This window comes from Falsarthrobacter nasiphocae (genome assembly GCF_031456275.1).
GTDB lineage: Bacteria > Actinomycetota > Actinomycetes > Actinomycetales > Micrococcaceae > Falsarthrobacter > Falsarthrobacter nasiphocae.
In genome coordinates, this window is the sequence record NZ_JAVDUI010000001.1 from 71467 (window position 1) to 94162 (window position 22696).

Below are 22696 nucleotides of genomic sequence, written 5' to 3' on the forward strand. Positions count from 1 at the left end.
CGGGCCTCACTGTATTCTTGACAGGCTATGACTGACGCCCCGCTCACGTACCCTGACGCCGAACCCCTCGACCCGGAGGATGTCGCGGCGTGCCTGCGCGTCCTCGGGCGCGTCCACGAGTTCCCCGAGGACCACCCGGACTTCGTGGCCGTGCGCCGGGCCACGGGCAAGATGTTCAAGGCCGTCAAGAAGTACCGCCGGGACATTGCGCGCTCGAGCGTTCGCGACCACGACCGCGAAATCCTCGAGGCCACGGCGACCGCCTCCCCCGAGCGGATCGACGACGAGACCCGCGGATCCCAGCTCACCTCCCGGGCGACGACCCGCGTGGCGGGCCACCTCAAGGTCGCCCGCGGCTGCTACATCTGCAAGGAGCCGTACACGCAGGTCGACTCGTTCTACCACGCGCTCTGCCCGGCCTGCGCGGACTTCTCCCACGGCAAGCGCGAGGCCCGCACGGACCTCTCCGGCCGGAGGGCGCTCCTCACGGGCGGGCGCGCCAAGATCGGCATGCATATCGCGCTGCGCCTGCTGCGCGACGGCGCCCATACGACGATCACGACCCGCTTCCCCAACGATGCGGCCCGCCGCTACGCGCAGATGCCGGACGCCGCGGACTGGCTGCACCGGCTCGACATCGTGGGGATCGACCTCCGCGACCCAGCCCAGGTGATCGCGCTGACGGACCGCCTCAGCGCCGAGGGTCCCCTGGACATCATCATCAACAACGCCGCCCAGACGGTCCGCCGCTCCGCGGGCGCGTACTCCGCGATCATCGCCCAAGAGGACCAGGCACTGCCCGCAGAGCTCCCGGCCGCCGGCGGAGGGACCCTCCCCGCGCCTCGGACGACGACGCTGGGCCGCGCCCACGAGAGGCACCCCATCGGCGTCGCCGGCCAGCTCGCGAGCCCGGACTCCCACGCCGTGCTGGGCGCCGCACCCGTCCTGCCGGTCGACGTGGCCCGTGCGGGCATCGAGATGGGGCATGCCTCGCTGGAGCGGCACGAGGCCGGAACGGCCATCGACGCGGGCGGGCTCATCCCAGACACGGCCACAAGCAACTCGTGGACCCAGACGGTGTCCCAGGTGGACGCGCTCGAGCTCCTCGAGGTCCAGCTGTGCAACGTCACCGCCCCGTTCCTCATCGTCTCCCGCCTCCGGGGCGCGCTCAAGGCCTCCCCCCGAGCACGCACGTACGTCGTCAACGTCTCCGCGATGGAGGGCCAGTTCGGCGGCCGCCGCTACAAGGGCGCGGGCCATCCGCACACGAACATGGCCAAGGCGTCCCTCAACATGCTCACCCGCACGTCCGCGCAGGAGATGTTCGAGTCCGACGGCATCCTCATGACGAGCGTCGACACGGGCTGGATCACCGACGAGCGCCCCCACGAGGACAAGCTGCGCATGGCCCGCGAGGGCTGGTCCGCTCCCCTCGACCTCGTGGACGGTGCGGCGCGTGTCTATGACCCGATCGTCCGCGGCGAGGCGGGCGAGGACCTCTACGGCGTGTTCCTCAAGGACTACAAGCCGGTGCCGTGGTGACCGCGGCTCCCGCGAGAACGCTGGCCTGACGATGCTTCCGGGGCGGCGCGAGGCGTGGGGCCTCGCCCTGGCCGCGGTGGGGTGGCTCGCCGCCACGGGCGTCCACACGCTCCTGCCGTCTGTCCCCGCCCTGACGGTCGCCTTCGTCCTCGGGCTGCTGGGGGCCCAGGTCTTCGGATCGTCCCCCGCGGGGCGCGCCGTCCGCTGGGAACAGGCCGCCCCGGGCCTCGCGTTCGCAGGCAAGCGGCTCATGCGCGCAGGGATCGTCCTCCTCGGCTTCGCCGTCTCCCTGACGGACATCGCGTCCGTCGGTCTTCTCGCGGTGCTCGCGACGCTCGCCCTCGTGCCGGTGGCCTTCGGCGTCACCTGGCTCGCCGGGCGGGGGATGGACGACGACGAGCGGCTTCTCCTCGCCGCCGGCTTCAGCATCTGCGGGGCCTCGGCCATCGCCGCCGCGGCGGCGGCACGCCGGATTGACACGGCGAAGACGGCCGTGCCGACGGCCCTCGTCACGCTGTGCGGCAGCCTCGCCATCGCCCTCATGCCCGCTCTCGTCGCCGTGACAGGGGCCACGGGCGTGCAGGCGGGGGCCTGGATCGGGGCGAGCGTCCACGACGTCGGCCAGGTCGTCGCGGCCGCCCAGTCCTCCGCGCCCGTGGCTGACGGCGCGGCAGGGGTGGTCCTCACCGTGGCCGTCGCCGTCAAGATGGTCCGGGTCCTGTGCCTGGCCCCGGTCACTGCCGTTCTGGCCCGGAGCGCGCGGCGGCAGGGGGCCTCGGCGGGACAGACGGCCCCGAGCGGCGGGAGCATCGCTGGCGGAGCGTCGCCGAGCACCGGAACGACAGCCGCCGGCGGACAGGCAGGCGCGGCGGCCGCGGCGCCGCTCGTGCCCCTCTTCGTCGCAGGGTTTGTCGTGGCGCTCGTCGTCCGCACGTGGGTGCCCCTGCCGCACGGGCTGCTCGGAGTCGTCGGCGCGCTGCGCGAGGCCCTCCTGTGCATGGCCCTCGTGGGGCTGGGCGCCGCCGTCCGGCCCGTTGAGCTGTGGAGGCGCGGGCGGAGCTCGCTCCGCGCGGCCCTCCTCTCGTGGGGTGTTCTCGTAGCCGCAGGCGCCGTCGTCGCCCTTGTGGCAGGACGCTGAGCCAGACGCGCGCGTGATGCGCGCCATGCACTGGCGACCTAAAGTGGGAGTCATGCATGCACAGAACCTCTCCCGCTCTGAGGCCCAGCGCCGCGCCCAGATCATCTCGAACGTCTCCTACGAGATGTTCATCGACGTCCGTTCCGCCGTGGAGGCGGACTGCCCGCACTTCGGATCCGAGACCGTCATCCGGTTCACCGCGAGCCGCGCCGAGGACATCTTCGCCGACTACGAGGCCGAGTCGGTGAGGCGGGTCGTCGTCAACGGGGTCGAGCAGGACCTGTCCGAGGCCGTCCGCCCTGGGCGCGTTCACTTCCGCACGGAGGCCGGCCCGAACGAGGTCGTCATTGCGGGGCGAAGCCTGTACAGCCGCTCCGGCGAGGGCATGCACCGCTACGTGGACCCCGCCGACGGGGAGACGTACCTCTACACGCAGTACGAGCCGGCGGACTGCCGCCGCGTCTTCGCGACGTTCGAGCAGCCCGATCTCAAGGCGACCTACACGCTGACGCTGACGGGGCCGCGGGGCTGGGTCCTCGAGTCCAACGCCCCGGCCGCGCACCGGGAGCCCTTCGAGGACGGGGACCGCGTCGTCTTCGAGACGACGGCGACGTTCTCCACATACATCACGACGATCCTCGCCGGCCCCTACCATGTGGCCGAGGACCTCTACACGGCAGACCTCGCGACCCCGGAGACGCCGGACGCGCACGACATCCGCCTGCGCCTCTTCTGCCGCAAGGCCATCAGCGACCTCCTCGACGCGGACCTGATCTTCGAGCAGACGAAGAAGGGCCTGACCTACTTCCAGGACCTCTTCGGTTCCGCCTACCCGTGGGGCGGCAAGTACGACCAGGCGTTTGTGCCGGAGTACAACCTTGGCGCCATGGAGAACCCCGGGCTCGTCACCTTCACGGAGGAGTACCTGTACCGCGGCGAGGCGAGCGAGCTGCAGATCGAGTCCCGCGCCAACACGATCCTCCACGAGATGGCCCACATGTGGTTCGGCGACCTCGTGACCATGCACTGGTGGGACGACCTCTGGCTCAAGGAGTCCTTCGCCGACTACATGGGCACGCTCGCCGTGGCCGAGGCCCTCGACCGCCCCGAGTCCTGGGTGACCTTCGCCAACCGCCGCAAGGCGTGGGCGTACGTCATGGACCAGGGGCCCACGACCCACCCGATCGTCGCGGACATCCCCGACCTCGAGGCCGCACGCCAGAACTTCGACGGCATCACGTACGCCAAGGGCGCCTCGGTCCTCAAGCAGCTCGTGGCCCACGCCGGCGAGGAGGCGTTCACCCGGGCGGCCCGCGCCTACTTCGCCCGCCACGCCTTCGGCAACGCGCGCCTCGCGGACCTGCTCGCCGCCCTCTCCGAGTCGACGGGCAAGGACATGAGCCGCTGGGCGGCCCTCTGGCTGCAGACCTCCGGCGTCTCCCGCCTGACGCTGACCCTCACGCCTGACACCGACCGGGCTACGATCGCCAAGGCCGTCCTCAGCCAGTCCAGCACGGACCCGCTCACGGGCATCTCCGTGGTCCGCCCACACACGCTCGCGCTCGGCCGCTACGAGCTCTCCGGCGGCTCCTACCAGCGCACGTGGTCCGAGCGCGTCACGCTCGAGGGCGCGTCCCTCGAGATCCCGGAGCTCGCCGGCACTCCCCTGCCGAGCGAGGCGAGCTTCATCCTCGTCAACGACGACGACCTCACGTACGCCACCGTCCAGTTCGACAAGCGCACGCTCGCCGTCCTCGTCGAGCACGCCCATGAGATCGCCGATCCGCTGGCCCAGGCTGTCGTCCTCTCCAACCTGTGGGAGATGGTGCGGGCCGCGAGCCTGCCGGCCCGCGAGTTCGTGCGCATGGCCCTGCGCGTCGTCGCCTCGGGGGCGGAGATCGGCCTTGCGACCGTCCTCCTTCAGCGGGCCCTCGTCGCGGCGCGCCGGTACGCCCCAGTCCATGAGCGCGAGGCGCTCTTCCAGGAGATCGCCGACGACGCCTGGCGGGGCCTCGACTCAGCGGAGACGAGCAGCGCCCTCGCCACTGAGTACGCCCTGGCGGTGGCGGCGCTCGCTCGCACCACGCGGACCGAGGACGCGCGGGCCCTCCTCGCCGGGGAGCACACCGCCCCGTCCCTGACCATGGACGAGGACGTGACCTGGCAGCTCGTCGCAGGGCTCGCCTCGGCGGGGCTCGTCGACGAGGACGAGATCGAGGCCCGGTACGCGGCCAAGCCCTCCGCGGCGGCCGAGCGCATGCGCAGGCAGGCCCTCGCTGCCCGCCCCGGCGCGGAGAACAAGCGCCGCGTCTGGGACGAGGCGTGGGGGGACGCCTCCCTCTCCAACGACGCAGTCTCCGCGCTCGCGGCCGGGTTCGCCCGAGACGAGGCCAAGGTCCTCGACCCGATCCGCTCCGGCTACGCGGACCTGCTCCTGGGCATCTGGGGGTCGCGCTCCCAGGAGATCGCCTCCCGGCTCGTCGGCGGCTTCTTCCCCGCGGATCTCGACGTCGACACCCTTGGGAGCCACCCGTTCGTCAGCCGCATGAACGAGTGGATGGAGGCCAACCGGGAGGCACCGGCGGCCCTTCGGCGCCTGCTCTCCGAGCACATCCACGCCGCGGAGCTCCAGCTGGCAGCCCAGCGGCGGGCTAAGGACGGAATCTAGGCGGCAGACAGCTCCGTCGCCAGACAGACGAGGGCCCCGGTCTCCTTGGAGACCGGGGCCCTCTGACCTGCGAGAAGCGGCTGAAGCCTACTTCTTGCCGAAGTTCTTGAAGCGCTGGTTGAAGCGCTCGACGCGGCCGGCCGAGTCCATGATGCGCTGCTTGCCCGTGTAGAACGGGTGCGAGGCGGCCGAGATTTCAACGTCGATGACGGGGTACGTGTTGCCGTCCTCCCACTCGATCGTCTTCTCAGACGTGGCGGTGGAGCGGGTGAGGTACTTCTCGCCGGAGGCGAGGTCACGGAAGACGACCGGCGCGTACTTCGGGTGGATGTCCTTCTTCATAATCAATCCTTCAGACTGGTGCGCCTGGTTTTTGCCAGGGTCGCGGTAATGTGTCCCGGCGGTGGCCGGGCAACCCATCCAGTCTAGACCACGCGCGGCTCGGCGGGGCGCTGGAACACGCGGGCGCTCACCTCGCGCGCGTCTCCCAGAAGGCGACGGCGGCGGCCGCGGCGACGTTGAGCGAGTCCGTCCCGGCGGACATGGGGATGATGACGCGGGCGTCCGACGCCTCGAGGGCCGCCCGGGTCAGGCCAGGCCCCTCCGAGCCGAGAAGCACCGCGAGCCTCGCGTCCGCCGGCAACTGCGCGGCGAACGCGTCCAGCGGCACGGCGTCGTCGGCCAAGGCCAGGGCGGCCACGGAGAAACCGGCAGCCCGCAGCTCCCCCAGCGCCCCCGGCCAGGACTCGGCGCGCGTGAAGGGCAGGGAGAAGACCGTGCCCATGGACGTGCGGATGGCGCGCCGGTAGAGCGGATCCGCGCACCTGGGCGAGAGGACGACGCCCTCGACGCCCAGGGCCGCGGCGCTGCGCATGAGCGCGCCGATGTTCGTGTGGTCGACGACGTCCTCGATGACCGCGATCCGGCGGGCCCCGGCGACCAGCTCGGCGAGGGGCGGGAGGGGCCTGCGCCACATCGAGGCGAGGGCGCCCCGGTGAAGGTGGAAGCCTGCGATCCGCGCGAGCGTGGACTCGTCCCCGACGAACACGGGCACGTCAGGGAACGCCGCGATCTCCTCGGCGAGATCCGGCAGGTGCTTCTCCGCGAGGAAGAAGGAGCGCGGCGCGTACCCGGCCTCCAGGGCGCGCTTGACGACGAGGGTCGTCTCGGCGATGAACCGCCCCTGCTCGACGTCCTGGCGCTGGCGCAGGGCCGCGTCCGTCAGCCCCACGTAGTCGGCGAGCATGGACTCGGTGGAGCAGACGGGCCGGCCCGCGGACACGGCGCGGCCGATGCCGGCGGCGTCCAGCTCGGGCGTCAGACGCACGATGTTCATCTAGAGCAGCTTTCCAATCATGGTGACGAGGGCGATGCAGCCGAAGACAACAATGGTCCCGCGCAGCACCGAGGCCGAGAGGCGGCGGGCGACGCGGCCGCCGAACGTGCCGCCCACGAAGCTCGAGACGGCGATGACGAGGACGGCGTCCCAGCGGATGCGCTCGAACGCGAAGAGGAGGTAGCTCGCGGCGGCCGTCATGTTGACGACGAGCACGAGGACGTTACGCAGGCCGTTGGACCGCTGGAACCCGATCCCCGAGACGAGGATGCCGAGAATGGCGAGCAGGAGGACGCCCTGCGCCGCGACGAAGTACCCGCCATAGATGCCCGCGAGGAAGACGAGGACGGCCGTCACGGGCGTGATCCGGGTGCCTTCCACCGCGTCGGGGGGCGAGCCGGAGGCGCTCGCAGCGGCCTCCCGCCGTGCCGCGATGGCCCGCGCCAGGCGGGGCTGGAAGAGCACGCAGAGCACAGCGAGGACCGTCAGGACCGGCGCCACGTAGTTGAACACGGACGGGGGCAAGTGCAGCAGAAGGGACGAGCCCACGAGGCCGCCCGCAAGGGACGCGGGGATGAGCCTCAGCAGCTGGGGCCGGACCTCGCGGAGCTCGCGGCGGTAGGACAGCGCTCCAGAGAAATTGCCGGCGATCAGGCCCATCGCGTTCGAGATGGAGGCCGTGACCGGCGGGAAGCCGAGGGCCACGAGCGTCGGGAACGTCACGAGGCTGCCGGAGCCCACGGCGACGTTGATGGCCCCCGCCCACAGGCCCGCCAGGGCGATGAGGACGATGTCGAGCGCGCTCACGGCGGCCCGTCAGGGACTAGGCGCGAGCGGTGGCGAAGCGCCGACCGCCGTCGACGCGGAGCTCAATGGCCATGCCGAACGTCTCGGACAGCTTCTCGGCCGTGAGGACGTCGTCGATCTCGCCGGCGGCCACGAGCGCGCCGTCCTTGAGGAGCGCGGCGTGCGTGAAGCCCGGCGGAACCTCCTCGACGTGGTGGGTCACGACGATCATCGCCGGGGCGCTCGGGTTCTTCGCAAGGTGCGTCAGGCGCGCGACGAGGTCCTCGCGCCCGCCCAGGTCGAGTCCGCCGCCCGGCTCGTCGAGGAGGAGGAGCTCGGGGTCAGTCATGAGGGCCCGGGCGATCTGCACGCGCTTCTTCTCGCCCTCCGAGAGCTGGCCGAAGGGGCGGCTCAGCAGCGTGCCGACGCCCCACTGCTCCAGGAGCATGAACGCGCGGCGCTCGTCGAAGCGCTCGTACTCCTCCCGCCACCGGCCCGTCACGCCGTAGGCGGCGGTGACGACGGCGTCGAGGACCTTCTCCTCGGCCGGGATGTGGCCCATGAGCGCGGTCGAGGCCAGGCCCACGCGGGGGCGCAGCTCGAAGACGTCGACCTTGCCGAGCTGCTCCCCGAGGATGGACACGGTGCCCTTCGAGGGGTGCATGCGGGCCGCGGCGAGCTGGAGCAGGGTGGTCTTGCCCGCGCCGTTGGGGCCCATGACAACCCAGCGCTCCCCCTCCTTCACGGTGAGGCTCACGGCGTCAAGCAGGTTCTTCGAGCCGCGAGTGACCGTCACGGAATCCAGGGAGAGCACATCAGTCATGCCTCCACCTTAGCGCGGCGCCCCCGCCTCGTTAGGCTGGGGACATGACTGCGCGCCGCCCTGCCTCCCGCACCGACCCTGACCGCGCTCCATGGCGCGCCTCGTGCGTGGCCCTGGAGGGCGCGCTGGACGCTGCGGGCGCCGACCTCGAGTCACGCCTGACGGCGTGGGCGGGCCGCTGGAACGGCGTCCTCTCGCACCACCACGCACCGGGGATTCTCGCCTGGGCCGTCACCGGCTCAGCGGACGACGACGGGGCCGCCCGCGAGTCCTTCCGCTCCGAGTTCGACCCCGCGCTCGCGGGCCTTCACGGTGTGGCGCAGACCGCATTCGTCACGGGCCCCGCGGCCGCCCCGGGCCCGAAGGCCTTTGCGTTCGACGTCGACTCGACCCTCATCGAGGAGGAGGTCATCGAGCTGCTGGCGGCCAGGGCCGGCTCGCTCGAGGAGGTCGCGAGCGTCACGGCCGCCGCCATGCGCGGCGAGCTCGACTTCGCCGCCTCGCTCACCCGGCGCGTCGCCACACTGCGCGGACTTGAGACGAGCGCCCTCGGGGAGGTCGCGGCCCAGGTGACGCCGACGACGGGGGCCGTGGCGTTCATCCGCCGCGCCGTGTCCGGGGGCCACGCGGTCGGGGCGGTCTCCGGGGGGTTCGAGGAGGTCCTCGCGCCCCACTCCGCCGAATGGGGTCTCACCGCGCACCTGGCCAATGCCCTTGAGACCGAGGACGGCCGCCTCACGGGCCGGGTGACGGGCGAGATTGTCACGGCGGAGACGAAGCGGCGATTCCTCCTCTCCCTCGGGGACGAGACCACGCGGGCCCGCATCGCGGTTGGGGACGGGGCCAACGATCTGGAGATGGTGCGGGCGGCCGACGTCGGCGTCGCCCTCTGCGCCAAGCCGGTGCTCGCGGAGGCCGCCGACGTGAGGCTCGACGTGCGCCACCTGGGCGCCCTTGAGGCGATCGTCTGCATGGACGCCTGAGGTCAGGCAGCGCACAAGGCCCCCGCGGGCGTGCGCCTGCGGGGGCCTTGTGGGCTTCGGTGGGGCCTGGGGCCTCGGGGACCGGGGCGCCTGGCCCTCGGGGAGGGCGGAGGCTACTCGGCGACGCCGAAGTGGCCCGCGCCGCCGACGTACTCGGTGTGGCCCGTGGGGACGTCGGCGGTGGCCATCGCCGCGACCTCGGCGCCGAACTCCTCGACGGAGTACAGGCGGCCGGCAGCCTCCCGGCGGGCCTCGATGGCACCCGGCTCCGCGCGGTTGAGGAGCGTGGCGGTCACGGTGCCCTCGATCATGTCCCCGGAGACGACGACAAGGCTGATGCCCTTCGCCTCGAGCTCGCCGAGGCGGTCCCGCAGCGCGTTCTCTCCGGCCTTCTTGCTCCGGGCGACGGGCTCGTAGGCGTCGAGGGTCGGATGGGACTCGATGAAGTGCGCCTGGTGGCTCGTGACGAAGACGACCCGGGCGCCGGACGGCATGTGCGGGAGCGCGGCGTCGAGCATGGCGACCTGGGCGTCGCGGTTGAGTCGAAGCGCGTAGTCCTCCCCCATGTCGGCCTCCATGCCGCCCGAGGCATTGAGGACGAGGACATCGACGTGACCGAAGGCCTCGACGGCCGCCGCGACGATGGCCTGGCGGCCCTCCTCGGACGTGAGGTCGCCCTGGACGGCGACGGCGCGGCCGCCCTCCGCCTCGATGCCAGCGACGACCTTGTTAGCGCGGGGCGCCTTCTGCCGGTAGTTGACGACGACGCCCGCGCCCTGGCGAGCGAGGATGCCCGCCGTCACGGCGCCGATGCCGCGGGAGGAGCCCGTGACGATGGCGCCCTTGTCCGCAAGCGGGGTGGTGTTCTCAGTCATGTCTGAAGTGCCCTTCTGGTCTGGGGGGCCGCCCGCTCACCGTGGCGGGGCGCGGCGCCCTCCGCGAAAGTGTGAGTGCTCAGTGGCCCATGCCCAGGCCGCCGTCGACCGGGATGACCGCGCCGGAGATGTACGCGGCGTCAGGGCCGGCGATCCACGTGACGACACGGGCGACCTCGTCCGCCTCGGCGAAGCGCTTGGCCGGGACGTTGGCGAGGTATTCCCTCTTCTTGTCCTCGCCGAGGGCGTCAGTCATCTCCGTGCGGATAAACCCGGGCGCGACGACGTTGGCCGTGATGCCTCGACTGCCGAGCTCGCGGGTCAGCGAGCGGGCCATGCCCACGAGCCCCGCCTTGGAGGCCGAGTAGTTGAACTGTCCCGGCGCGCCGTACAGGCCCGAGACCGAGCTGATGAGGATGACCCGGCCGGTCTTCTTGCGAACCATGCCCGTGATCGCGCGCTTGACCGTGCGGTAGGCGCCCGTCAGGTTCGTGTCGATGACCGACGTGAACTCGTCCTCGCTCATGCGCATGAGGAGCTGGTCCTTGGTGATGCCGGCGTTCGCGACGACGACGGTCACCGGCCCGTGGGCCTTCTCGACCTCAGCGAACGCGGCGTCGAGGGAGGCGGAGTCCGTCACGTCTGCCTGGACGGCGAGGATGCCGTCGGGCATGTCGCACATGGTGCGGACGGTCACGGCGACCTTGTCGCCCTGGGCGGCGAACGCCCGGGCGATCGCGAGGCCGATGCCGCGGTTTCCTCCCGTGACGAGGACGGAACGGGGCTCTGGCTGTGTCTGTACATCGCTCACGGTGCCCCAGCCTATCCCGGATTCGCTCAGGACGGCGTGAGACACTGGGGAGTCAATGTGCCAAGCCACCGTCACGGGAGGACAGGAACGATGAGACGATCCCGCCGCTCAGCCGAGTCCAGCGGTTCGGAGGAGTATCTCATCACGCGGGCCCCGCGCTCCCATGCGGACGACCTCCACCGCCGCCGCCGGAACTACATCATCTCCATGTCCACGCGGTTCGTGCTTCTGGCCATGCTCTTCTTCGTCCCCCGCGGCTGGCCCATGGTCCTCGTCATCGTGGCCATGGCGGTCATCCCCTACGTCGCCGTCGTCCTCGCGAACGCTGGGGCCGAGATGACCTCCCGCGAGCCCATGGCGGAGTACGAGGGGCTCGGCCTTGCCGCCCCGACAGCGCCGGACCCGGCCGCGACGCCGGACGGCCTCACCGAGCCCTCGGATGACCAGGTTGTCATCGTCCAGGAGCCGGAGGCGCCTGAGCCTCGCGGAGCGTCCGACGACGCGGCTGGCGCCGGACAGACCCCCGCCGGCCCGGGCGAGGGCCCCCGAGCCCACGGCTCGCACGCGGCGAACGGGCCCGCGCAGCAGGGGGACGCGGCGTGAACCTCGTCGACATGCTCGGCTCGAGCCCGGCCGAGGCCACGCCGGAGGCCATCTGCGCGCGCCGAGGGTGCCGCCAGGCCGCCGTCGTGCGCCTGCTCTGGAACAACCCGCGGATCCACACGCCCGAGCGCCGGAAGGTCTGGCTCGCGTGCCCCGAGCACGCGCCGTGGCTGTCCGCGTACCTGTCCGAGCGCGAGCTCCTGCGCTCCACGGAGGAGATGGCCCCGTGACCGAGCAGCGCCTCACGCAGCCCCTCCAGGGCCGAGAGCGGTGGAGGTTCCTCGCCTCGCCGCAGTGGGCCGGCTGGTTCCTGTTCACGTGCCTCATCGCCATCGTCTGCTCGATGCTCGGCCAGTGGCAGCTGCACCGCCGCGACGAGGTCCGCGCCACGAACGCGAAGGTCGCGGCGAACTACGACCGCAGCCCCGTCGCCTACGCCGAGGCCCGCGACCAGTTCGCGGACCTGGACCCCAGCCAGGAGTGGCTGCCGGTCCGGGTGAGCGGCACGTACCTCGCGGAGAAGTCGACCGTCATCCGCAACCGCACCAACACGAGCCAGGCAGGCTACGACATCGTCGTCCCGCTCCGCACCGCCTCGGGCGACGTCATCGCCGTGAACCGGGGCTGGGTCCCGCTCGGCAGCGCGGGCCAGGGCCGACCCGACGAGGTCCCCGCCCCGCCGTCCGGCGAGGTCACCGTGACGGTGAGACTGCGCCCGGGCGAGCCGCACATCGGCCGCAGCGCCCCCGCCGGCCAGGCCGCGTCCATCGAGCTGCCGTTCATCGCCGCCCAGACGGGCCTGCCGCTCGAGGAGAGCGCCTACGGGCAGCTCGTCTCGGAGGACCCGGCCCCCGCGCAGAGCCTCCGCCCCGGCGAGCGGCCCGCGACGGACGAGGGCCCGCACTTGTCCTACGCCATGCAGTGGTACACCTTCGGCCTCATGGCGTTCGTCGGCCTCGGCTACGCCGCCCGCCGCCACGCCCAGGACGTCGACGACGACCGCGAGTGGCAGGCCCGGCAGGACCTCGAGGCCGCCGGCGGCGCGCCGAGCGAGCTGAGCCACCCCGTGCTGCGAGCCAGCGAGAACGCGCAGCGGCGCAAGGCCGCGAAGGCCGGTCGCCGCGGAGGCCAGACGGACGAGGCCGAAGAGGACGCCCTCCTCGGACTCACCTAGCCGGCCTCCGGGCGGGCGGGATGCTCCGCCTCAGCCCGCGCCTGCGTTCCCTCACCCCAGGGCGGGGCCAGGCCTGACTAAGCCAGCGTGACGAGCTCGAGGTACTCCGGGTTGAAGTGGTCCTCGATGCCGTCCGGGAGGACGACGACGCGTTCGGGGTTGAGGGCCTCGACGGCCCCCTCGTCGTGACTCACCATGACGACGGCTCCCTCGTAGGACTCGAGGGCTCCCAGGATCTCCGCGCGCGAGGCGGGGTCCAGGTTGTTCGTCGGCTCGTCGAGCAGGAGGACGTTGGCGCTGGACGCGACGATCGTGGCGAGCGCCAGGCGCGTCTTCTCGCCGCCGGAGAGGACACCCGCGGGCTTGTCGACGTCGTCCCCCTGGAAGAGGAATGACCCCAGGATGGTGCGCACCTCTGCGTCGTTGAGGTGGCCGCCGGCGGAGCGCATGTTCTCGAGGACGCTGCGCTCGTGGTCGAGGGTCTCGTGCTCCTGCGCGTAGTAGCCGATCCGCAGGCCATGGCCCGCGATGACCTCGCCCGTGTCCGGCTTGTCGACGCCCGCGAGCATGCGCAGGAGGGTCGTCTTGCCCGCGCCGTTGAGGCCGAGGATGACCACGCGGGAGCCTCGGTCGATCGCGAGGTCCACGCCCGTGAAGATCTCCAGTGAGCCGTAGGACTTCGAGAGCCCTTCGGCCGTGAGCGGGGTCTTGCCGCAGGGCGCGGGCTTCGGGAAGCGGAGCGCGGCGACGCGGTCCTGCTGGCGCTCGCCCTCGAGTCCCGTGAGCATGCGCTCGGCTCGCTTGATCATGTTCTGGGCGGCGACGGCCTTCGTGGCCTTCGCGCGCATCTTCTCGGCCTGGGCCATGAGCGCCGAGGCCTTCTTCTGCGCGTTCTGCATCTCGCGTCGGCGGGCCTTCTCGTCCGTCTCCCGCTGCTGAAGGTACTTCTTGAAGCCGAGGTTGTACATGTCGATCGTCGCGCGGTTCGCGTCGAGGTGGAAGACGCGGTTGACGGTCGCCTCAAGGAGGTCGACGTCGTGGGAGATGACGATGAGGCCACCCTCGTGCCCCTTGAGGAAGTCGCGCAGCCAGGTGATCGAGTCCGCGTCGAGGTGGTTCGTGGGCTCGTCGAGGAGCATGGTCTCGGCGTCCGAGTACAGGATGCGCGCGAGCTCGACACGGCGGCGCTGACCGCCGGAGAGGGTGCGGAGCGGCTGCTCGAGGAGGCGCTCCGGGAGGGCGAGGTTGCTGCAGATCGCGGCGGCTTCGGACTCTGCGGCGTAGCCGCCCTGGGCCAGGAACTTCGCCTCGAGGCCGTCGTACTGGCGCATGGCTTTGGCCGCCACGGCAGGGTCGTCGCTCGCCATGTTCTCCTGGGCCGCGCGCATCTTGGCGGCCACGCCGTCCATGCCGCGGACGGAGAGGATGCGGTCCCGGGCCAGCTGCTCCATGTCCGGGGTGCGGGGGTCCTGCGGGAGGTAGCCGATCTCGCCTGAGCGCGTCACGGTGCCCGCGGCGGGCAGCGCCTCGCCGGCGAGGACCTTGGTGAGGGTCGTCTTGCCCGCGCCGTTGCGTCCGACGAGCCCGATCTTGTCCCCCCGGTCAACCCGGAAGTTCACCTCGTCCATGAGAAGTCGGGCCCCGGCCCGGAGCTCGAGGTCGGAAACGGTGATCATGGGAGGGAGTCCTCGCGTATCGTAGGGAGAAGGTCAACCCACCCAGTCTAGGGGGTTGCCCCAACTCGCACGATCAGGAGAACCACATGACTTCCGCCAAGCCCGCAACCGCGCCCAGAATTGAACACCGTTCAGGACGGGCGGCCCTGCTGACCACCCCGGCCGGTCGGATCGCCGCCATCGCCGTCGGCGCAGCCTTCATCGCTGCGATGGTCCTCTCCCCCGCCGTCCAGCTCGTCCCGGGCATTCCGCTCACGTTCCAGATCCTCGCGATCGCCCTCGTCGCCTTCCTCTTCGACGGGCGCACGGCCTTCGCGGCCACCGCCCTGTACGTCCTCCTCGGCGCGCTCGGCCTGCCCGTGTTCGCGGGCTTCCGCTCCGGCATCGCCGTCCTGACGGGCCCGACGGGCGGCTACCTTCTCGGATTCATCCTCGCCGCAGGCCTCATGGGCTTCCTCGCCACCAAGGCCCACGCTCCGCTGCGCGCGGGACGCGTCCCGCTCGCCATCGGCATTCTCGTCGCCGCAGGCCTCGCGGGCGTCGCCCTCATCCACGTCGTGGGCGCACTCGGCCTCATGACGCTCGGCGGCATGGCCCCCGCCAAGGCCGTCGCATCCACGACCGTGTTCCTGCCGTTCGACCTCGCCAAAATCGTCGTCGCCGCCCTCGTCGCAGCCCCCGTGCTGCGTGCGTTCCGCCGCCAGCTCCTCCGCCCGGGCCGGGCTGCATGACCGAGCTCGTCCGCATGGAGGGCGTCGTCGTCGAAGGCGACGACCGTCTCCTCCTCGACGTGCCGCACCTCGTCCTCGACTCGCCCCGGACCGCAGTCATCGGCCCCAACGGCTCCGGCAAGTCCACCCTCCTGCGCCTCCTCAACGGCCTGACGGCCCCCACGCGCGGGCAGATCGCGGTGCTCGGCACGGACGTCGTCGAGAACACGGCCGCCGCCCGGCAGCTTGTGGGGTTCGTCTTCTCGGACCCCTTGGCGCAGCTCCTGCTGCCCACGCCCCTGGAGGACGTGCGCCTGTCCATCCCCCGCCTGCGCGGGCGCGCCCAGGCCGAGGCCGCGCGAACGTGGCTCGCCCGCTGCGGCGCCGAGCACCTTGCCGAGGCGAGCGTCTACGAGCTCTCCAGCGGCGAGCGGCAGCGCGTGGCCCTGGCCTCCGTCCTCGCGGCCGAGCCGAGCCTCCTCGTCCTCGACGAGCCCACGACGCTCCTCGACCGGCTCAGCGTCCGCCGCCTCATGCGGCTCCTCGACAGCCTCGCCGTCCCGGTGCTCCTCGCAACCCACGACCTCGAGATCGCCTCGGCCTTCCCCCGCGTCCTCGCGGTGGAGGACGGGCGGATTGTCGACGACGGGCCTGGCGGCGAGGTCGTCCCCGCCTACGTTCGGCGCGTCGACGCCATGGACGGCAGCCCGGACGGGCCCGGGGTTCCATGAGGGGAAGGCACCTCGGGCTGGGGGTCTTCGAGCCGGGCCGACACGGCGACGCGCGGCGCCTCCACGCCGCCGGACCCCGCTCCAAGGGCCTCGGCCTCTTCCTCGTCGCCATCGCCGCCTCCCTCGTGTGGCGGCAGCCGGACCCGCTCGTCTCCCTGGCCTCCGCGACGACCCTGGCCGCCGGGTCCGTGGGCCTCGCGGCCTGGGCCGGATTCGGCGCGCGCACGCTCCTGGCGTGGCTCGCTCCGTCCGTGTGGATCGTGCTCGCGCTCGCGGTGGCGCGCCTCGTGGGCGAGCCCCTCTCGCCCGCTGCGTGGGCCATCACCGCCGCGCAGGCCCTCTGCGTGGCCTCGGTCATCCTCCTCGCACGGCTCTTCGTCGCCACAACCAAGACGAGCGACCTCGTCGAGGCAATCACGCACGACATGGAGCCCCTCCGCCCCCTCGGCGCCCGCCCCGAGGTCTTCGCCCTCACCGTGGCCCTCGTCATCCGGTCGATCCCCATGCTCGGCGGCGCCGCATCCGCTGTGCGGGACGCCCACGCGGCGCGGGGACTCAAGCCGCGGCCGAGGAGCGTCGTCGCCCCCGTGGCCATGACTGCCGTGGCGACGACCATCGCGACCAGTGAGGCCCTGACCGCCCGCATGCTCCCGCGGGACGCCCACCGTGAGGCGCCCGAAACGCCCGACACCCCTCATGAGGGCCCCTCATGAATTCACGGCTACGCTGACCTCATGAGCTTCAATGACGACGTACAGATCAATCCCGGCCGCGTCTCCGACCAGCGCGGAGGCGGTGGGGGCCGAGGCGGCCTCGTCCTCGGCGGCGGCGGCGGCATCCTGGCCCTCATCCTCGCCCTCGTCTTCGGGCCCGGCGTGCTCGAGGGCGGATCCGAGGACCCGACCTCGCCCGGCACGTCCTCCCAGGTCCAGGCGTCGCAAGGAGCGGCCGAGTCCGCCCAGTGCACAACCGGCACGTCCGCGAACTCCGACGACGGCTGCCGCCTCATCGCCACCGTCGAGAGCCTCGACGAGTTCTGGAAGGCCGAGCTGCCGCAGAACGGGGTCCGCTTCCGCCAGCCGGAGGTCCAGATGTACAGCGGGCGCACGAACACCGGCTGCGGTCAGGGCACCTCGGCCACCGGCCCGTTCTACTGCCCCACGGACCAGACGGCCTACGTGGACACGACCTTCTACAAGGAGTTCACCTCCCAGTTCGGCGGCTCCTCCGGCCCCCTGGCGCAGATGTACATCGTGGCCCACGAGTACGGGCACCACATCCAGAACCTCATGGGCGACTTGAAGCAGTCCCAGTTCGATCCGCAGGGCGCCACCTCCGGCGCGGTGCGGACCGAGCTCCAGGCGGACTGCTACGCGGGGCTCTGGGCCGGCCACGCGGCCACGACCAAGGACCCCGAGTCCGGCAAGTCGTTCCTCAAGCCCATCACCGAGGCCCAGATCGGCGACGCCCTGGCCGCCGCCGAGAGCGTGGGCGACGACCACATCCAGTCCACCGCCTCCGGGCGGGTCAACCCGGACGCGTGGACGCACGGCTCGTCCGCCCAGCGCAAGGCCTGGTTCATGCAGGGCTACAACGCGCAGTCGATGCGCTCGTGCGACACCTTCTCCGCGCGGGATCTCAACAACCCCGGCAGCTGACGCGCCGGTTTCGGGCCGCTCTGGCGCTCCCCTGACAAGAACGACGCCGGTCCCCGCGCGGGGCCGGCGTCGTTTCGTCTGTCCGGCAGGGCCGGAGCGGGGCAGGGCGCCGCCGGGCCGGACGCCCGCACGACGAGAGCCGATCCGGGTGCCACGGCGGAGACGCCGAGTCGACAGGCCGACCGCCCCGAGAGGCGGCCGGCCGTGTCTCAAATGTTGAAGCCGAGGGCGCGCATCTGGTCGCGCCCGTCCTCGGTGATGCGCTCCGGACCCCACGGCGGCATCCAGACCCAGTTCACCCGGTACTCGTCCACAATGGGCTCGAGCGCCTTGGCCGTCTGCTCCTCGATGACGTCGGTGAGCGGGCACGCGGCCGTCGTGAGCGTCATGTCGATGAGGAGGGCCCCGTCCTCGTCGTACTTCAGGCCGTAGAGCAGCCCAAGGTCGACGATGTTGACGCCGAGTTCCGGGTCGATGACGTCCTTGAGCGCCTCCTCGACGTCCTCAAGCGGCGTCTGGGCGTTGGCCGCGTCCGTCATGCCGAGGCCGTCGGCAGGAAGCGGTCGTAGCCCTCGTCCTCGAGGCGATCGGCGAGCTCCGGACCGCCCTGCTCGGCGACGCGGCCATCGACGAACACGTGGACGAACTGCGGCTTGATGTAGCGCAGGATCCGCGTGTAGTGGGTGATGAGGAGCGTGCCCATCTCGTTCTCGGCCTGGGCGCGGTTGACGCCCTCCGAGACGATCTTGAGGGCATCGACGTCGAGGCCGGAGTCGGTCTCGTCGAGGACGGCGAACTTCGGCTTGAAGAGCTCGAGCTGGAGGATTTCGACGCGCTTCTTCTCGCCGCCCGAGAAGCCCTCGTTGACGTTGCGAGTGGCGAAGGCGGGGTCGATCCGCAGCTTCTCCATGGCGCCCTTGACGTCCTTCGTCCACGTGCGGATCGAGGGCGCCTCGCCGTCGATGGCCGTCTTGGCGGTTCGGAGGAAGTTCGTCATCGTGACGCCCGGGACCTCGACGGGGTACTGCATCGCGAGGAAGAGGCCCGCCTTGGCGCGCTCGTCAACGCTCATCGCGAGGACGTCCTCGCCGTCGAGCGTGAGGGAGCCGCTCGTGACCTCGTAGCGCGGGTGTCCCGCGATGGTGGAGGCGAGCGTGGACTTGCCGGAGCCGTTGGGCCCCATGATGGCGTGCGTCTCGCCCGTCTTGATGGTCAGGGAGACGCCCTTGAGGATCTCCTTGGTGCCCTGCTCGGTCTCAATCGAGACGTGCAGGTCCTTGATGTCAAGAGTCGACATGGTGCTGGTCCTTATCTGAAGAATGTCGTGGTGCTCGTAGGTCAGAGGCCGTTGAGAGTGCGAGACGTGTCCACGAGGACCTCGTCGTCTCTGATCTCGACGGGATAGACGGCGACGGGCTCCGTCGCTGGAAGCTGCGCGGGCCGCCCCGTCTCGAGGTCGAACTCGGAGCCGTGGCCCCAGCATTCGATCCGTCCGCGGGCGACGTCGCCTTCGGAGAGGCTCACGTCGTCGTGCGAGCAGCGGTCCGCGAGGGCGTGCACGCTTCCGTCCGAGTTTCGGGCGAGGGCGACGGCGGTCCCGCCGACGACGACCCGCAGGGCCGTGCCGGGCGCGATCTCGTCGAGGCGGGCCGCCGGCGTCATCGCCATGGCTAGATCTCCGTTGCCGCGAGCTCGGCCTCGACGGCGTCGCGCAGGCGCTCTTCCAGCGAGTCGTCGCCGATCTTCTGGATGATCTCGTTGAGGAAGCCGCGGACGACGAGGCGCCGCGCCTCCTTCTCCGGGATGCCGCGGGCCATGAGGTAGAACAGGTGCTCGTCGTCAAAGCGGCCGGTCGAGGAGGCGTGCCCGGCGCCCTCGATGAGGCCCGTCTCGATCTCCAGGTTCGGCACCGAGTCGGCGCGGGCGCCGTCCGTCAGCACGAGGTTCTGGTTCTTCTCGTAGCTGTCCGTGCCCTCTGCCGCCTTGCGGATGAGGACGTCGCCGACCCACACCGTGCGAGCGTCCTTGCCCTGAAGCGCGCCCTTGTAGAGGACGTTCGAGGCGCAGTTCTCGACGTTGTGGTCCACGAACGAGCGGTGCTCGAGGTGCTGGCCCGCGTCCGCGAAGTACAGGCCGTACATCGAGGCGTCGCCGCCCGGGCCCGCGTAGCGGACGTTCGCGTTGAGGCGAACGAGCCCGCCGCCCAGGGAGACCGCGACGTGCTTGTACACGGCGTCCCGGCCCACGAGCGCGTCGTGCTGCGCGGCGTGGATCGCCGTGTCCTCCCAGAGCTGGGCGGAGACGACGCGCACGTCGGAGCCGTCGCCGGTCACGACGGAGACCAGCGAGGTGACCTCGGCTGTGCCCTCGTGCTCCAGGATGACGAGCGCCTTCGCGAAGCGTCCGACGCGGATGACGAGGTGGTCGAAGACGGGCGCGCCGCCCTCGCCGGTGAGACGCAGGCGGATCGGCTCCGTCAGCTCCGCTTCAGCCGGAACATCCACGAGGAGCGACGACGGGGCGTTCGCCACCGCAGCCGCCGCCAGGCGGTCAGCGGGTTCCATCGAGACGATCTCCCGCATTTCGTCGGCGGTGATCTCCCGCTCCGTCACGCCTTCCGGCAGTTCGAAGTCCCGCGTGAGGCGGCCGCTCTCGGCGTCGGCCGCGAAGAGCGCGCCAAGGCGCTCCACGGGGGTGAAGCGCCACTCTTCCTCGCGGCCGCCCGGAATGGGGAAGTCGGCAATGTCGAAGCTCGTGGCGCGCTCGCCACGCGAGCCCTCGGGCTTCGTCACGCCGCGGCCGTCGGAGTGGGCGCGGGCGCCGTGCTGCTCGGTCCCGCCCCCGTCGGTGGCGAGGTGCTCGCCTTCGAGGTCCATGCCCTCGATGGCCACACGGCCCTCGCCGGTGTCAACAGTCTTGCTCTCAGACGTCATGTCCTAGCCCACAGACCCTTCCATTTGCAGTTCAATGAGACGGTTGAGCTCGAGCGCGTACTCCATGGGGAGCTCTCGCGCGATGGGCTCGATGAAGCCTCGGACGATCATCGCCATGGCCTCGTCCTCGGCGAGCCCGCGGCTCATGAGGTAGAACAACTGCTCCTCCGAGACCTTCGAGACCGTGGCCTCATGGCCCAAGGTCACGTCGTCTTCGCGGATGTCGATGTACGGGTACGTGTCCGAGCGGGAGATCGTGTCGACGAGAAGCGCGTCGCACACGACAGAGTTCTTCGAGTTCTTCGCGCCCTCGCGCACCTGCACGAGACCGCGGTAGGCTGCACGCCCGCCGCCGCGCGCGACGGACTTCGAGACGATCGAGCTGGACGTGTTCGGCGCGAGGTGGACCATCTTGGAACCCGTGTCCTGGTGCTGGCCGGCACCGGCGAAGGCGATGGAGAGCGTCTCGCCCTTGGCGTGCTCGCCGGTGAGGTACACAGCGGGGTACTTCTGCGTCACCTTGGACCCGATGTTGCCGTCGATCCACTCCATGGTGGCGCCCTCTTCACAGATGGCGCGCTTCGTCACGAGGTTGTAGACGTTCGTCGACCAGTTCTGGATGGTCGTGTAGCGAACGCGCGAGCCCTTCTTGCAGATGATCTCGACGACGGCCGAGTGGAGCGAGTCCGAGGAGTAGATCGGGGCCGTGCAGCCCTCGATGTAGTGAACGTAGGAGTCCTCGTCCGCGATGATGAGCGTGCGCTCGAACTGGCCCATGTTCTCCGTGTTGATGCGGAAGTAGGCCTGGAGGGGGATCTCGACATGGACGCCCTTGGGGACGTAGACGAACGAGCCGCCGGACCACGTCGCCGTGTTCAGGGCCGCGAACTTGTTGTCGCCGACGGGGATGACGGTGCCGAAGTACTCCTCGAAGAACTCGGGGTGCTCGCGGAGCGCGGTGTCCGTGTCCATGAAGATGACGCCCTGCGCCTCGAGGTCCTCGCGGATCTGGTGGTAGACAACCTCGGACTCGTACTGGGCGGCCACGCCGGAGACCAGGCGGGAGCGCTCAGCCTCGGGGATGCCCAGCTTCTCGTACGTCTCGCGGATGTCTGCGGGGAGGTCTTCCCAGCTCTGAGCCTGCTTCTCCGTGGAGCGGACGAAGTACTTGATGTTGTCGAAGTCGATGCCCGAGAGGTCAGCGCCCCAGGTCGGCATGGGCTTGCGCTCAAAGTACTTGAATCCCTTGAGGCGGAGGTCCAGCATCCACTGGGGCTCGCTCTTCTTGGCCGAGATGTCGCGGACGACATCCTCGTTGATGCCGCGGCGCGCGTTGGCGCCGGCGTCGTTTTTGTCGGACCAGCCGTACTCATAGGCACCGATCGCGTTGAGCTCAGGGTTCTTCTCGAGAATCTCCGAGATCGTCGTGTCGGCGTGCTGGCTCTGATCGATCTGCTCGGTCATCACGCACCTTCCTTCATCTGATGGTTGACGGCGCTCTCACGCCTCGAGTCCGCGTCTCGGCGGCGGCCGATGGGGACATGGGTCGTGCAGACGTGCCCGCCGGTCGCCAGGGTTGACAGCCGGCGGACGTCCACGCCGAGGAGCTTGGCGAAGACGTCGGTCTCTTCTGCGCAGAATTCTGGGAACTCTGCGGCAAGTTCAAGGATGGGGCAGTGCCCCTGGCATACCTGGACACTCTTCATCGCCGGGGGCAGCCCGAGGCCGACATCGCGCTTCGTGCCGACGAAACCGTCCTCAGTCAGCGCCTCGACGAGGGCCTGGGCTCGCGCGTCGATGTCCGGGCCTGCGGCCTCGACGCGGGGCGCGTACTTCTCCCCCATGCGCTCGAACCGGTCCCGGGCGAATCGGCGGACGGCCTCCGCACCCCCGACCTCGCCGAGTGTCCGCAGGGCGGCGGCAGCAGTGGCGGCGTAGTCGTCGTCGAGACCCTCGTGGCTTCTCTTGGAGGCGACGAAGCGGCGCGCCGGGCGCCCAGCGCCGCCCTCGCCGCGCACGAGCTTGACCTCGACGCTGTCCTCCTTCTGGAGGGCGTCGAGGTGGCGGCGGATCGCGGCTGGCGTCAGGCCCAGCATCCGCGCCAGCTCCAGGGCCGAGACGGGGCCGTGCGTCAGGACCGCGGCGAGCACTCGCTCGCGCGTTCCGGTCTCTGCGTCGGTGTCCAAATACACCATCTGATCATGTCGTATTGGGGGCGTCCGCGCCACCAAGGCGGGGCTAAGTTCTCC

At 71.0% G+C, this 22696-nt stretch carries 24 protein-coding genes; 11 read left to right on the forward strand and 13 right to left on the reverse strand.

Annotated features, from left to right (window positions below; all coding sequences use genetic code 11):
• Window positions 1-27: 27 nt before the first annotated feature.
• Genes J2S35_RS00330 through pepN form a run of 3 tightly spaced genes read left to right on the forward strand, consistent with a single transcriptional unit; the run spans window position 28 to window position 5348 of the window.
• On the forward strand, window positions 28-1542 hold the full coding sequence (locus J2S35_RS00330; protein WP_309848557.1) for an SDR family NAD(P)-dependent oxidoreductase: 1515 nt from the start codon (window positions 28-30) through the stop codon (window positions 1540-1542).
• 31 nt (window positions 1543-1573) lie between these two features.
• A complete protein-coding gene (locus J2S35_RS00335; protein ID WP_309848560.1) occupies window positions 1574-2680 on the forward strand; it encodes a YeiH family protein in 1107 nt (368 codons plus the stop codon).
• A gap of 52 nt (window positions 2681-2732) precedes the next feature.
• Entirely contained in the window at window positions 2733-5348 is a 2616-nt protein-coding gene (pepN, locus tag J2S35_RS00340) for an aminopeptidase N (protein ID WP_309848562.1), read from the forward strand.
• A gap of 87 nt (window positions 5349-5435) precedes the next feature.
• On the opposite strand, the gene J2S35_RS00345 is transcribed toward pepN, so the two are convergent.
• From J2S35_RS00345 to J2S35_RS00360, 4 genes are all read right to left on the reverse strand, one after another.
• Entirely contained in the window at window positions 5436-5690 is a 255-nt protein-coding gene (locus J2S35_RS00345; RefSeq protein ID WP_309848565.1) for a type B 50S ribosomal protein L31, read from the reverse strand.
• A gap of 127 nt (window positions 5691-5817) precedes the next feature.
• Window positions 5818-6684: a TrmH family RNA methyltransferase gene (locus J2S35_RS00350; protein WP_309848567.1), complete on the reverse strand. Its 867-nt coding sequence runs from the start codon at window positions 6682-6684 to the stop codon at window positions 5818-5820.
• Window positions 6685-7491, reverse strand: a complete 807-nt coding sequence (locus J2S35_RS00355; RefSeq protein ID WP_309848569.1) for a sulfite exporter TauE/SafE family protein — start codon at window positions 7489-7491, stop codon at window positions 6685-6687. It abuts the gene before it with no gap.
• Between the two features lie 16 nt (window positions 7492-7507).
• A complete protein-coding gene (locus J2S35_RS00360; protein ID WP_309848572.1) occupies window positions 7508-8293 on the reverse strand; it encodes an ABC transporter ATP-binding protein in 786 nt (261 codons plus the stop codon).
• A 44-nt stretch (window positions 8294-8337) separates the two neighbouring features.
• On the opposite strand from J2S35_RS00360, the gene serB reads away from it, so the two are divergent.
• A complete protein-coding gene (gene serB, locus J2S35_RS00365) occupies window positions 8338-9276 on the forward strand; it encodes a phosphoserine phosphatase SerB (protein WP_309848574.1) in 939 nt (312 codons plus the stop codon).
• Window positions 9277-9389: 113 nt separating this feature from the next.
• On the opposite strand, the gene J2S35_RS00370 is transcribed toward serB, so the two are convergent.
• Together J2S35_RS00370 and fabG are read right to left on the reverse strand one after the other, a co-directional pair.
• Window positions 9390-10151 (reverse strand): SDR family oxidoreductase, encoded by a 762-nt coding sequence (locus J2S35_RS00370; protein WP_309848576.1) that lies wholly within the window; start codon window positions 10149-10151, stop codon window positions 9390-9392.
• A gap of 79 nt (window positions 10152-10230) precedes the next feature.
• Window positions 10231-10962: a 3-oxoacyl-ACP reductase FabG gene (gene fabG / locus J2S35_RS00375; protein ID WP_309848578.1), complete on the reverse strand. Its 732-nt coding sequence runs from the start codon at window positions 10960-10962 to the stop codon at window positions 10231-10233.
• 90 nt (window positions 10963-11052) lie between these two features.
• Here fabG and J2S35_RS00380 point away from each other — a divergent pair, with 90 nt between their 5' ends.
• From J2S35_RS00380 to J2S35_RS00390, 3 genes are read left to right on the forward strand one after another with little or no spacing between them, the layout of a single operon-like run.
• Complete coding sequence (locus tag J2S35_RS00380) at window positions 11053-11565, forward strand: DUF3099 domain-containing protein (RefSeq protein ID WP_309848580.1); 513 nt, start codon at window positions 11053-11055, stop codon at window positions 11563-11565.
• Window positions 11562-11795, forward strand: coding sequence for an acetone carboxylase (locus J2S35_RS00385; protein WP_380083567.1), 234 nt, complete (start codon window positions 11562-11564; stop codon window positions 11793-11795). Before J2S35_RS00380 ends, J2S35_RS00385 begins: the two co-directional genes overlap by 4 nt.
• Window positions 11792-12739, forward strand: a complete 948-nt coding sequence (locus tag J2S35_RS00390) for an SURF1 family cytochrome oxidase biogenesis protein (RefSeq protein WP_309848583.1) — start codon at window positions 11792-11794, stop codon at window positions 12737-12739. The genes J2S35_RS00385 and J2S35_RS00390 overlap by 4 nt, the downstream gene beginning before the upstream one ends.
• 77 nt (window positions 12740-12816) lie before the next feature.
• Here J2S35_RS00390 and J2S35_RS00395 read toward each other — a convergent pair whose 3' ends face one another.
• Entirely contained in the window at window positions 12817-14415 is a 1599-nt protein-coding gene (locus tag J2S35_RS00395; protein ID WP_309848585.1) for an ABC-F family ATP-binding cassette domain-containing protein, read from the reverse strand.
• A gap of 86 nt (window positions 14416-14501) precedes the next feature.
• Between J2S35_RS00395 and J2S35_RS00400 the strand changes: the two genes are divergently transcribed.
• Genes J2S35_RS00400 through ypfJ form a run of 4 tightly spaced genes read left to right on the forward strand, consistent with a single transcriptional unit; the run spans window position 14502 to window position 17514 of the window.
• On the forward strand, window positions 14502-15146 hold the full coding sequence (locus J2S35_RS00400; protein WP_309848587.1) for a biotin transporter BioY: 645 nt from the start codon (window positions 14502-14504) through the stop codon (window positions 15144-15146).
• The gene (locus J2S35_RS00405; RefSeq protein WP_309848590.1) at window positions 15143-15856 is read left to right on the forward strand and encodes an energy-coupling factor ABC transporter ATP-binding protein; all 714 of its coding nucleotides are present in this window, start codon (window positions 15143-15145) and stop codon (window positions 15854-15856) included. Before J2S35_RS00400 ends, J2S35_RS00405 begins: the two co-directional genes overlap by 4 nt.
• Complete coding sequence (locus J2S35_RS00410; protein ID WP_309848591.1) at window positions 15853-16569, forward strand: energy-coupling factor transporter transmembrane component T; 717 nt, start codon at window positions 15853-15855, stop codon at window positions 16567-16569. The genes J2S35_RS00405 and J2S35_RS00410 overlap by 4 nt, the downstream gene beginning before the upstream one ends.
• 21 nt (window positions 16570-16590) lie before the next feature.
• Window positions 16591-17514: a KPN_02809 family neutral zinc metallopeptidase gene (ypfJ, locus tag J2S35_RS00415; protein WP_309848593.1), complete on the forward strand. Its 924-nt coding sequence runs from the start codon at window positions 16591-16593 to the stop codon at window positions 17512-17514.
• Window positions 17515-17723: 209 nt separating this feature from the next.
• Here ypfJ and J2S35_RS00420 read toward each other — a convergent pair whose 3' ends face one another.
• Genes J2S35_RS00420 through J2S35_RS00445 form a run of 6 tightly spaced genes read right to left on the reverse strand, consistent with a single transcriptional unit; the run spans window position 17724 to window position 22633 of the window.
• Complete coding sequence (locus J2S35_RS00420; protein ID WP_309848595.1) at window positions 17724-18053, reverse strand: metal-sulfur cluster assembly factor; 330 nt, start codon at window positions 18051-18053, stop codon at window positions 17724-17726.
• Window positions 18050-18811 carry a Fe-S cluster assembly ATPase SufC gene (gene sufC / locus J2S35_RS00425; RefSeq protein WP_309848598.1) on the reverse strand — a complete coding sequence of 254 codons (762 nt, stop codon included), beginning with the start codon at window positions 18809-18811 and terminating at the stop codon, window positions 18050-18052. Before sufC ends, J2S35_RS00420 begins: the two co-directional genes overlap by 4 nt.
• A gap of 41 nt (window positions 18812-18852) precedes the next feature.
• Complete coding sequence (locus J2S35_RS00430) at window positions 18853-19182, reverse strand: Rieske (2Fe-2S) protein (protein ID WP_309848600.1); 330 nt, start codon at window positions 19180-19182, stop codon at window positions 18853-18855.
• Between the two features lie 2 nt (window positions 19183-19184).
• Window positions 19185-20447 (reverse strand): Fe-S cluster assembly protein SufD, encoded by a 1263-nt coding sequence (gene sufD / locus J2S35_RS00435; protein ID WP_309848602.1) that lies wholly within the window; start codon window positions 20445-20447, stop codon window positions 19185-19187.
• 3 nt (window positions 20448-20450) lie between these two features.
• A complete protein-coding gene (gene sufB / locus J2S35_RS00440; RefSeq protein ID WP_309848604.1) occupies window positions 20451-21911 on the reverse strand; it encodes a Fe-S cluster assembly protein SufB in 1461 nt (486 codons plus the stop codon).
• Window positions 21911-22633 (reverse strand): helix-turn-helix transcriptional regulator, encoded by a 723-nt coding sequence (locus tag J2S35_RS00445; protein ID WP_309848606.1) that lies wholly within the window; start codon window positions 22631-22633, stop codon window positions 21911-21913. Before J2S35_RS00445 ends, sufB begins: the two co-directional genes overlap by 1 nt.
• Window positions 22634-22696 lie beyond the last annotated feature (63 nt).

What these genes read in the sequence shown, in the direction of transcription:
- J2S35_RS00330 (WP_309848557.1), top strand. Translation starts at nt 28, where the DNA reads ATGACTGACGCCCCGCTCACGTACCCTGACGCCGAACCCCTCGACCCG.
- J2S35_RS00335 (WP_309848560.1), top strand. Translation starts at nt 1,574, where the DNA reads ATGCTTCCGGGGCGGCGCGAGGCGTGGGGCCTCGCCCTGGCCGCGGTG.
- pepN (WP_309848562.1), top strand. Translation starts at nt 2,733, where the DNA reads ATGCATGCACAGAACCTCTCCCGCTCTGAGGCCCAGCGCCGCGCCCAG.
- J2S35_RS00345 (WP_309848565.1), bottom strand. Translation starts at nt 5,690, where the DNA reads ATGAAGAAGGACATCCACCCGAAGTACGCGCCGGTCGTCTTCCGTGAC.
- J2S35_RS00350 (WP_309848567.1), bottom strand. Translation starts at nt 6,684, where the DNA reads ATGAACATCGTGCGTCTGACGCCCGAGCTGGACGCCGCCGGCATCGGC.
- J2S35_RS00360 (WP_309848572.1), bottom strand. Translation starts at nt 8,293, where the DNA reads ATGACTGATGTGCTCTCCCTGGATTCCGTGACGGTCACTCGCGGCTCG.
- serB (WP_309848574.1), top strand. Translation starts at nt 8,338, where the DNA reads ATGACTGCGCGCCGCCCTGCCTCCCGCACCGACCCTGACCGCGCTCCA.
- J2S35_RS00370 (WP_309848576.1), bottom strand. Translation starts at nt 10,151, where the DNA reads ATGACTGAGAACACCACCCCGCTTGCGGACAAGGGCGCCATCGTCACG.
- J2S35_RS00380 (WP_309848580.1), top strand. Translation starts at nt 11,053, where the DNA reads ATGAGACGATCCCGCCGCTCAGCCGAGTCCAGCGGTTCGGAGGAGTAT.
- J2S35_RS00395 (WP_309848585.1), bottom strand. Translation starts at nt 14,415, where the DNA reads ATGATCACCGTTTCCGACCTCGAGCTCCGGGCCGGGGCCCGACTTCTC.
- J2S35_RS00400 (WP_309848587.1), top strand. Translation starts at nt 14,502, where the DNA reads ATGACTTCCGCCAAGCCCGCAACCGCGCCCAGAATTGAACACCGTTCA.
- J2S35_RS00405 (WP_309848590.1), top strand. Translation starts at nt 15,143, where the DNA reads ATGACCGAGCTCGTCCGCATGGAGGGCGTCGTCGTCGAAGGCGACGAC.
- J2S35_RS00410 (WP_309848591.1), top strand. Translation starts at nt 15,853, where the DNA reads ATGAGGGGAAGGCACCTCGGGCTGGGGGTCTTCGAGCCGGGCCGACAC.
- ypfJ (WP_309848593.1), top strand. Translation starts at nt 16,591, where the DNA reads ATGAGCTTCAATGACGACGTACAGATCAATCCCGGCCGCGTCTCCGAC.
- J2S35_RS00420 (WP_309848595.1), bottom strand. Translation starts at nt 18,053, where the DNA reads ATGACGGACGCGGCCAACGCCCAGACGCCGCTTGAGGACGTCGAGGAG.
- sufC (WP_309848598.1), bottom strand. Translation starts at nt 18,811, where the DNA reads ATGTCGACTCTTGACATCAAGGACCTGCACGTCTCGATTGAGACCGAG.
- J2S35_RS00430 (WP_309848600.1), bottom strand. Translation starts at nt 19,182, where the DNA reads ATGGCGATGACGCCGGCGGCCCGCCTCGACGAGATCGCGCCCGGCACG.
- sufD (WP_309848602.1), bottom strand. Translation starts at nt 20,447, where the DNA reads ATGACGTCTGAGAGCAAGACTGTTGACACCGGCGAGGGCCGTGTGGCC.
- sufB (WP_309848604.1), bottom strand. Translation starts at nt 21,911, where the DNA reads ATGACCGAGCAGATCGATCAGAGCCAGCACGCCGACACGACGATCTCG.